The sequence below is a fragment of the Variovorax atrisoli 110B genome (genome assembly GCF_000382045.1).
Taxonomy (GTDB): domain Bacteria; phylum Pseudomonadota; class Gammaproteobacteria; order Burkholderiales; family Burkholderiaceae_C; genus Variovorax; species Variovorax atrisoli.
Genome location: NZ_KB907470.1, coordinates 76,221 through 84,630, shown reverse-complemented (window position 1 = coordinate 84,630; position 8,410 = coordinate 76,221). Strand labels below are relative to the sequence as shown.

Genomic DNA, 8,410 nt, shown 5'->3' with positions numbered 1-8,410 from the left:
CGATCAAGCCGCACACGCACTTCACCGCCGAGGTGTACGTTCTGTCGAAGGACGAAGGCGGCCGTCACACGCCGTTCTTCAACAACTACCGTCCGCAGTTCTACTTCCGCACGACGGACGTGACCGGCGCGATCGAGCTGCCCAAGGACAAGGAAATGGTCATGCCTGGCGACAACGTCAGCATCACCGTGAAGCTGATCGCTCCGATCGCCATGGAAGAAGGCCTGCGCTTCGCCATCCGCGAAGGCGGCCGCACCGTGGGCTCGGGCGTCGTGGCGAAGATCCTCGACCTGTAATAGGGCGAGTGCGAAGTACCGGAGGGGTATAGCTCAATTGGCAGAGCGTCGGTCTCCAAAACCGAAGGTTGTAGGTTCGATTCCTACTGCCCCTGCCACTTAAGGTGGCACTCCGAAAAGCCCGTCGCGCCCCGACGGGCTTCGGCGTCTGAAGAGACGCATTGAATTGAAGGCCTCAAGGCCACAGGAAAACAGCCGAACATGGCCACTTCTCAAATCGAAACCGTGAGCACCGGCGCCGACAAGGCCAAATTGGCCGCGGCTGTGGTGCTGGCGGTGGGCGCCATTGTGGCGTTCTATCTGCTGGCCCGCCAAGGTTCGCTGGTGCAATGGGCTGCGCTGCTGGTTGGTCTGGCTGCGGCAGTGGCTGCCTTCGGTAGTTCGGAGAATGGCCGCCAGTTGTGGGCTTTCGGTCGTGATTCGTGGCGCGAAGTCAGGAAGGTTGTCTGGCCGACCCGCAAGGAAGCGATGCAGATGACGGCCTACGTGTTTGCCTTCGTGGCGATCATGTCCGTCTTCCTCTGGCTTACCGACAAGACGCTCGAATGGGTGTTTTTCGACCTCATTCTGGGCTGGAGAAAGTAAATGACTGACGACGCAGTTGAAACCACGCCGGGCGCGCCGGAGGAAGAAAGCACCTCCGTGCTGGCGCCTGCCGCCAACCCCGACCTGCGTTGGTACGTGGTGCATGCCTATTCGGGCATGGAGAAGGCTGTCGAGCGCAACATCACCGAGCGCATCAACCGCGCCGGCATGCAGGGCAAGTTCGGTCGCATCCTGGTTCCGACCGAAGAAGTGGTCGAAATCAAGAACGGCCAGAAGCGCACCACCGAGCGCCGCTTCTTTCCTGGCTACGTGCTGGTCGAAATGATCATGGACGACGAGAGCTGGCACCTCGTGAAGCACACCAACAAGGTGACGGGCTTCGTGGGCGGTGCCAAGAATCGTCCGGCTCCGATCTCGCAGAAAGAGGTCGAGGACATCGTCAGCCAGATGCAGCAGGGCACCGAGAAGCCGCGCCACAAGATCGAGTTCACCGTCGGCGAATTCGTGCGCGTCAAGGAAGGCCCGTTCACCGACTTCAACGGCACCGTCGAGGAAGTCAACTACGAGAAGAGCAAGGTGAGCGTGTCGGTCATGATCTTCGGCCGCGCGACGCCCGTGGAGCTCGAATTCAGCCAGGTCGAGAAGACCTGAGCCCCGGACCGCGAGGTCTGAATCATTCCCGGCTGCGCGTTGTCCGACTCGGCGCGCGGCCTTGATCGAAGAGTCGTTTAACCCCGGGGAGCCTCGGCCGCAAGCCAAGGCGATATCACCCGCAAGGAGAAAAAAGCATGGCGAAGAAAATCGTCGGCTTCATCAAGCTGCAAGTGCCAGCTGGTAAGGCCAACCCGTCCCCGCCGATCGGTCCCGCACTCGGTCAGCGCGGTCTGAACATCATGGAATTCTGCAAGGCGTTCAACGCGCAGACGCAGAGCTACGAGCCGGGTCTGGCGCTGCCGGTGGTCATCACCGCTTTCGCCGACAAGAGCTTCACCTTCATCATCAAGTCGCCGCCGGCCGGCGTGCTGATCAAGAAGGCGATCAAGCTCGACAAGGGCTCCGCACGCCCGCACACCGACAAGGTCGGCAAGATCACGCGTGCACAGCTCGAAGAGATCGCAAAGACCAAGATGAAGGACCTGACCGCTGCCGACATGGACGCCGCGGTCCGCACCATCGCCGGTACGGCCCGTTCGATGGGCGTGAATGTGGAGGGCGTGTAAATGGCCAAGATCACCAAGAAGCAGAAGTCGCTCGAAGGCAAGGTCGACAGCACCAAGCTGTACCCGCTGGCTGACGCGATCACCATCGTCAAGGAAGCAGCCACCGCCAAGTTCGACGAATCGATCGACGTGGCCGTGCAGCTCGGCATCGACGCCAAGAAGTCGGACCAGGTCGTGCGTGGCGCCGTCGTGCTGCCCAACGGCACCGGCAAGACCAAGCGCGTCGCCGTGTTCGCCCAGGGCGCCAAGGCTGAAGAAGCCAAGGCCGCCGGCGCCGACATCGTCGGCATGGACGACCTGGCTGCCATGGTCAAGGCTGGCGACATGCCTTTCGACGTCGTGATCGCTGCGCCGGACGCAATGCGCGTCGTCGGTACGCTCGGTCAGGTGCTGGGCCCGCGCGGCCTGATGCCGAACCCGAAGGTCGGCACCGTGACCCCGGACGTCGCCACGGCCGTGAAGAACGCCAAGGCCGGCCAGGTCCAGTTCCGCGTCGACAAGGCCGGCATCGTGCACGGCACGATCGGCCGCCGCTCGTTCGACAACGACAAGCTGCAGGGCAACCTCGCCGCGCTGATCGACGCTCTGGTCAAGGCCAAGCCGGCGACCAGCAAGGGCGTGTACCTGCGCAAGGTGGCCGTGTCGTCGACCATGGGTCTGGGTGTCCGCGTGGACACGCAAACCATCTCGGCGAGCTAAAGAGATTTGCTCCACCTCGCAAGGGTGGGGCGGATGTGGTGGGTCGCGGCGGCTTCGGTTGCCGCGGGCCATCCAAGACCGCTGGTGTGCAGGGTGCTGCACTTAAACGCCGGACCTTCCCGTCCGGTATCCAGCGCAGATGGCGATCCCGCTGCAAGGAATCAAGGAAATCGATTTTTTTGTTCCTGACAGTTGGTCGCTGCATGAAGCGCGATCGCAGGCCCCGGCCGAAGATCGCATTGAAAGGAGTAGACCTTGAGTCTGAATCGCAGTGAGAAAGAAGCGGTCATCAACGACGTGACCAGCCTCGCCGCAAAAGCTCAAACGCTCGTGATGGCGGAATACCGTGGCATCACGGTGGCCGATATGACCAAACTGCGCAACGAAGCGCGCAGCAAGGGTGTGAGCCTGAGTGTTCTGAAGAACACGCTGGCCCGCCGTGCTGTCGCTGGCAGCCCGTTTGAAGTCGTCGGCGACCAGATGACCGGCCCGCTGATCTATGGCTTCTCCGAAGACGCTGTGGCCGCCGCCAAGGTGGTGGCCGATTTCGCTAAGACCAACGACAAGCTGGTCATTCGCGGCGGCGCATTCGGTGGCAAGGCCCTGGACGTCGAAGGCGTGAAGCAACTGGCCAACATCCCTTCGAAGGAAGTGCTGCTGGCTCAACTGCTGGGCTTGATGCAATCCCCGATCTCTCGTACCGCCCGCGTGCTCGCGGCGCTGGCCGAGAAGCGTGGTGGTGGCGAAGCTGCACCCGCCGATGCCCCGGCAGAAGCACAGGCAGCCTGAGCCGCCTGCGTTTGAAACATTCAACCCAATTGTTAGGAAACAAAAATGGCATTCGATAAAGACGCATTTCTGACCGCGCTCGACAGCATGACGGTCCTGGAACTCAACGACCTGGTCAAGGCCATCGAAGAGAAGTTCGGCGTGAGCGCCGCTGCAATGGCCGCTCCGGCCGCAGGTGGTGGCGGTGCCGCTGCTGCTGCAGTCGAAGAGAAGACCGAATTCAACGTCGTGCTGGTTGACGCCGGCGCGAACAAGGTTTCGGCGATCAAGGCGGTGCGCGAAATCACCGGCCTGGGCCTCAAGGAAGCCAAGGACCTGGTGGAAGCCGCTCCCAAGGCCGTCAAGGAAGGCCTGTCGAAGGCTGACGCTGAAGCCGCCAAGAAGAAGCTGGAAGAAGCCGGCGCCAAGGTGGAACTGAAGTAATTCAGACCCCCTGGAGGGCTGGAGGTGCCTGAAAAGGCCCTCCAGCCTTTGCCGCTTTCAGAGCGCACTCAAAAGCCGGCTCGCTGCCGGTTTCCCGAAGGCCACAAGGCCGATGGCGAAGCCGGAACGAGATGTTTTTTGAGTGTCTTCTGACCCCGACTGCAGAAGACCCCTTGGTTCGGGCGATGTGCAACGCATCGCTGTCCGCCAACGGCTGGTAGTGGCCAGCCGCCAAGCAGTGGTGCCCCGGCACTGCTGACAAGTCGCTGAAGATCTCAAGCACCGGAGCTCTCATGGCCCAATCGTCCGCGTACAGTTACACCGAACGCAAGCGCATCCGAAAAAGTTTCGGCAATCGCGACAGCGTCGTCGAAATCCCCTACCTGCTGCAGATGCAGAAGGACGCATACACCGCGTTCCTGCAAGCCGGCGTCCCCCCGAAACAACGTACCGTCGAAGGCCTGCAGGCTGCGTTCGACGCTGCTTTCCCGATCGTCTCGCACAACGGTTTCGTCGAGATGAAGTTCCTCGAGTACAACCTGGCGAAGCCGGCGTTCGACGTGCGCGAATGCCAGACCCGCGGCCTGACCTTCGCGTCGGCCGTGCGCGCCAAGGTGCAACTCATCATCTATGACCGCGAGTCGTCGACCTCGCAGTCGAAGGTGGTCAAGGAAGTGAAGGAACAAGAGGTCTACATGGGCGAAGTGCCGCTCATGACGGACAAGGGTTCGTTCATCATCAACGGTACCGAGCGCGTGATCGTGTCTCAGCTGCACCGCTCGCCCGGCGTGTTCTTCGAGCACGACAAGGGCAAGACGCACAGCTCGGGCAAGCTGCTGTTCTCGGCCCGCGTGATCCCCTACCGCGGTTCGTGGCTCGACTTCGAGTTCGACCCGAAGGACATGCTGTACTTCCGCGTGGACCGTCGCCGCAAGATGCCGGTCACGATCCTGCTGAAGGCCATCGGCCTGAACCCGGAATCGATCCTCGCGAACTTCTTCGTGAACGACAACTTCCGCCTGATGGACAGCGGCGCGCAGATGGAATTCGTTCCCGAGCGCCTGCGCGGCGAAGTCGCGCGCTTCGACATCACCGACAAGTCGGGCAAGGTCGTGGTCGCCAAGGACAAGCGCGTCACTGCCCGCCACACGCGTGAGCTCGAGCAGGGCGGCACCACGCACATCAGCGTGCCGGAAGACTTCCTGATCGGCCGCGTGATCGCCCGCAACATCGTCGACGCCGATTCCGGCGAGATCCTGGCCAAGGCCAACGACGAGCTGACCGAGACGCTGCTGAAGAAGCTGCGCACGGCCGGCGTGCAGGACGTGCAGGTCATCTACACGAACGAACTCGACCAGGGCGCGTACATCTCGCAGACCCTGCGCATCGACGAAACCGTGGACGAGTTCGCCGCCCGCGTGGCCATCTACCGCATGATGCGCCCCGGCGAGCCGCCGACGGAAGACGCCGTGCAGGCCCTGTTCCAGCGTCTGTTCTACAACCCGGACACGTACGACCTGTCGCGCGTCGGCCGCATGAAGTTCAACGCCAAGGTCGGCCGCGACGAATCGACCGGCCCGATGGTGCTGACCAACGAGGACATCCTGGCCGTGGTCAAGATCCTCGTGGACCTGCGCAACGGCAACGGCGAAGTCGACGACATCGACCACCTGGGCAACCGTCGCGTGCGCTGCGTCGGCGAACTGGCCGAGAACCAGTACCGCACCGGCCTGGCCCGCATCGAGAAGGCCGTGAAGGAGCGTCTGGGCCAGGCGGAGCAAGAGCCGCTGATGCCGCACGACCTGATCAACAGCAAGCCGATCTCGGCTGCGCTGAAGGAATTCTTCGGCGCCTCGCAGCTGTCGCAGTTCATGGACCAGACGAACCCGCTGTCCGAGATCACCCACAAGCGCCGCGTGTCGGCCCTTGGCCCGGGCGGTCTGACGCGCGAACGTGCAGGCTTCGAAGTGCGCGACGTGCACGTGACCCACTACGGCCGCGTGTGCCCGATCGAAACGCCCGAAGGCCCGAACATCGGCCTGATCAACTCGCTGGCCCTGTACGCCCGCCTGAACGAATACGGCTTCATCGAGACGCCGTACCGTCGCGTGGTGGACGGCAAGGTCACCAACGAGATCGACTACCTGTCGGCCATCGAGGAAGGCAAGTACGTCATCGCCCAGGCTAACGCGGCCCTGGACAAGGACGGCAAGCTGACCGGCGACCTGGTCTCGGCCCGTGAGGCCGGCGAATCGATCCTGGTCGGCGCAGAGCGCATCCAGTACATGGACGTGTCGCCCGCGCAGATCGTGTCGGTAGCCGCATCGCTCGTGCCGTTCCTCGAGCACGACGACGCGAACCGCGCGCTGATGGGCGCCAACATGCAGCGCCAGGCCGTGCCTGTGCTGCGTCCCGAGAAGCCGATGGTCGGTACCGGTATCGAGCGCGTCTCCGCGGTCGACTCGGGCACCGTGGTCACGGCCACCCGCGGCGGTATCGTCGACTACGTCGACGCGACCCGTGTCGTGGTGCGCGTGAACGACGCCGAAGCGGCTGCCGGTGAAGTCGGTGTGGACATCTACAACCTGATCAAGTATCAGCGTTCGAACCAGAACACCAACATCCACCAGCGCCCCATCGTCAAGCGCGGCGACAAGATCGCCAAGGGCGACGTGGTGGCCGACGGCGCATCGACCGACCTCGGCGAACTGGCCCTGGGCCAGAACATGCTGATCGCGTTCATGCCCTGGAACGGCTACAACTTCGAAGACTCGATCCTGATCTCGGAACGCGTCGTCGCCGAAGACCGCTACACCTCGATCCACATCGAGGAACTGGTGGTGATGGCCCGCGACACGAAGCTGGGCGCCGAAGAAATCACGCGCGACATCCCGAACCTGGCCGAGCAGCAGCTCAACCGCCTCGACGAGTCCGGCATCATCTATGTCGGTGCCGAAGTGCAGCCGGGCGATACGCTGGTGGGCAAGGTCACGCCGAAGGGCGAGACCACGCTGACGCCTGAAGAGAAGCTGCTTCGCGCCATCTTCGGCGAGAAGGCTTCCGACGTGAAGGACACCTCGCTGCGCGTGGACCAGGGCTCGCAAGGCACCGTGATCGACGTGCAGGTGTTCACCCGCGAAGGCATCCAGCGCGACAAGCGCGCCCAGCAGATCATCGACGACGAGCTCAAGCGCTTCCGCCTCGACCTGAACGACCAGCTCCGCATCGTCGAGGCCGACGCGTTCGACCGTATCGAGAAGCTGCTGACCGGCAAGGTCGCCAACGGCGGACCGAACAAGCTGGCCAAGGGCACCAAGCTCGACAAGGCCTACCTGTCGTCGGTCGAGAAGTTCCACTGGTTCGACATCCGTCCGGCGGAAGACGAAGTGGCGACGCAGCTCGAGTCGATCAAGAACTCGCTGGAGCAGACGCGCCACAGCTTCGACCTCGCGTTCGAAGAGAAGCGCAAGAAGCTCACGCAGGGCGACGAGCTGCCCGCCGGCGTGCTGAAGATGGTCAAGGTCTACCTGGCCGTCAAGCGCCGCCTGCAGCCCGGCGACAAGATGGCCGGCCGCCACGGCAACAAGGGTGTGGTGTCGAAGATCGTTCCGGTCGAGGACATGCCCCACATGGCCGACGGCACCCCGTGCGACATCTGCCTGAATCCGCTGGGCGTGCCCTCGCGGATGAACGTGGGCCAGGTTCTCGAGGTGCACCTGGGCTGGGCCGGCAAGGGCGTGGGCCAGCGCATCGGCGACCTGTTGCAGCAGGAGGCCAAGGTGGCCGAGCTGCGCAAGTTCATGGAGCAGCTGTACAACGGCTCGGGCCGCCAGGAGAACATCGCTTCGCTGAGCGACACCGAGCTGCTCGAGATGGCCGGCAACCTCCAGAACGGCGCGACCTTCGCGACGCCGGTGTTCGACGGTGCCTCGGAAGAGGAAATCCGCGGCATGCTGAAGCTGGCCTACCCGGACGACATCGCCAAGGCCAAGGGCCTGACCGAGAGCCGCACGCAGGCCTACCTGTTCGACGGCCGCACCGGCGACCAGTTCGAGCGTCCCGTCACCGTCGGCTACATGCACTTCCTGAAGCTGCATCACCTGGTGGACGACAAGATGCACGCCCGCTCGACCGGCCCGTACTCGCTGGTCACGCAGCAGCCTCTGGGCGGCAAGGCGCAGTTCGGCGGCCAGCGTTTCGGGGAAATGGAAGTGTGGGCGCTCGAAGCCTACGGCGCTTCCTACGTCCTGCAGGAAATGCTGACCGTGAAGTCCGACGACGTGCAAGGCCGTACCAAGGTGTACGAGAGCATCGTCAAGGGCGAGCACTCGATCGAAGCCGGCATGCCGGAGTCGTTCAACGTGCTGGTCAAGGAAATCCGTTCGCTGGGTCTCGACATCGAGCTCGAGCGTTCCTAATTTGAAAAGGGAAAGAGTC

The 8,410-nt window shown here is 63.2% G+C and carries 8 protein-coding genes and 1 tRNA gene; all 9 read left to right on the top strand.

The window, feature by feature from the left end:
• On the top strand, window positions 1–296 hold a 296-nt coding region (locus G369_RS0132965; RefSeq protein WP_019658340.1), incomplete at its 5' end, for an EF-Tu C-terminal domain-related protein.
• A gap of 22 nt (window positions 297–318) precedes the next feature.
• A tRNA-Trp gene (locus G369_RS0132960) sits at window positions 319–394 on the top strand.
• Between the two features lie 103 nt (window positions 395–497).
• Window positions 498–881 carry a preprotein translocase subunit SecE gene (secE, locus tag G369_RS0132955; protein WP_019658339.1) on the top strand — a complete coding sequence of 128 codons (384 nt, stop codon included), beginning with the start codon at window positions 498–500 and terminating at the stop codon, window positions 879–881.
• Window positions 882–1,493 (top strand): transcription termination/antitermination protein NusG, encoded by a 612-nt coding sequence (gene nusG / locus G369_RS0132950; RefSeq protein WP_019658338.1) that lies wholly within the window; start codon window positions 882–884, stop codon window positions 1,491–1,493.
• A gap of 137 nt (window positions 1,494–1,630) precedes the next feature.
• Window positions 1,631–2,062 carry a 50S ribosomal protein L11 gene (rplK, locus tag G369_RS0132945; RefSeq protein WP_019658337.1) on the top strand — a complete coding sequence of 144 codons (432 nt, stop codon included), beginning with the start codon at window positions 1,631–1,633 and terminating at the stop codon, window positions 2,060–2,062.
• Window positions 2,063–2,761, top strand: a complete 699-nt coding sequence (gene rplA, locus G369_RS0132940) for a 50S ribosomal protein L1 (protein ID WP_019658336.1) — start codon at window positions 2,063–2,065, stop codon at window positions 2,759–2,761.
• Between the two features lie 255 nt (window positions 2,762–3,016).
• Window positions 3,017–3,550 (top strand): 50S ribosomal protein L10, encoded by a 534-nt coding sequence (gene rplJ, locus G369_RS0132935; RefSeq protein WP_019658335.1) that lies wholly within the window; start codon window positions 3,017–3,019, stop codon window positions 3,548–3,550.
• Window positions 3,551–3,595: 45 nt separating this feature from the next.
• The gene (gene rplL / locus G369_RS0132930; RefSeq protein WP_019658334.1) at window positions 3,596–3,973 is read left to right on the top strand and encodes a 50S ribosomal protein L7/L12; all 378 of its coding nucleotides are present in this window, start codon (window positions 3,596–3,598) and stop codon (window positions 3,971–3,973) included.
• Window positions 3,974–4,266: 293 nt separating this feature from the next.
• Window positions 4,267–8,391, top strand: coding sequence for a DNA-directed RNA polymerase subunit beta (rpoB, locus tag G369_RS0132925; RefSeq protein WP_019658333.1), 4,125 nt, complete (start codon window positions 4,267–4,269; stop codon window positions 8,389–8,391).
• Window positions 8,392–8,410: the final 19 nt, after the last annotated feature.

What these genes read in the sequence shown, in the direction of transcription:
- secE (WP_019658339.1), top strand. Translation starts at nt 498, where the DNA reads ATGGCCACTTCTCAAATCGAAACCGTGAGCACCGGCGCCGACAAGGCC.
- nusG (WP_019658338.1), top strand. Translation starts at nt 882, where the DNA reads ATGACTGACGACGCAGTTGAAACCACGCCGGGCGCGCCGGAGGAAGAA.
- rplK (WP_019658337.1), top strand. Translation starts at nt 1,631, where the DNA reads ATGGCGAAGAAAATCGTCGGCTTCATCAAGCTGCAAGTGCCAGCTGGT.
- rplA (WP_019658336.1), top strand. Translation starts at nt 2,063, where the DNA reads ATGGCCAAGATCACCAAGAAGCAGAAGTCGCTCGAAGGCAAGGTCGAC.
- rplL (WP_019658334.1), top strand. Translation starts at nt 3,596, where the DNA reads ATGGCATTCGATAAAGACGCATTTCTGACCGCGCTCGACAGCATGACG.
- rpoB (WP_019658333.1), top strand. Translation starts at nt 4,267, where the DNA reads ATGGCCCAATCGTCCGCGTACAGTTACACCGAACGCAAGCGCATCCGA.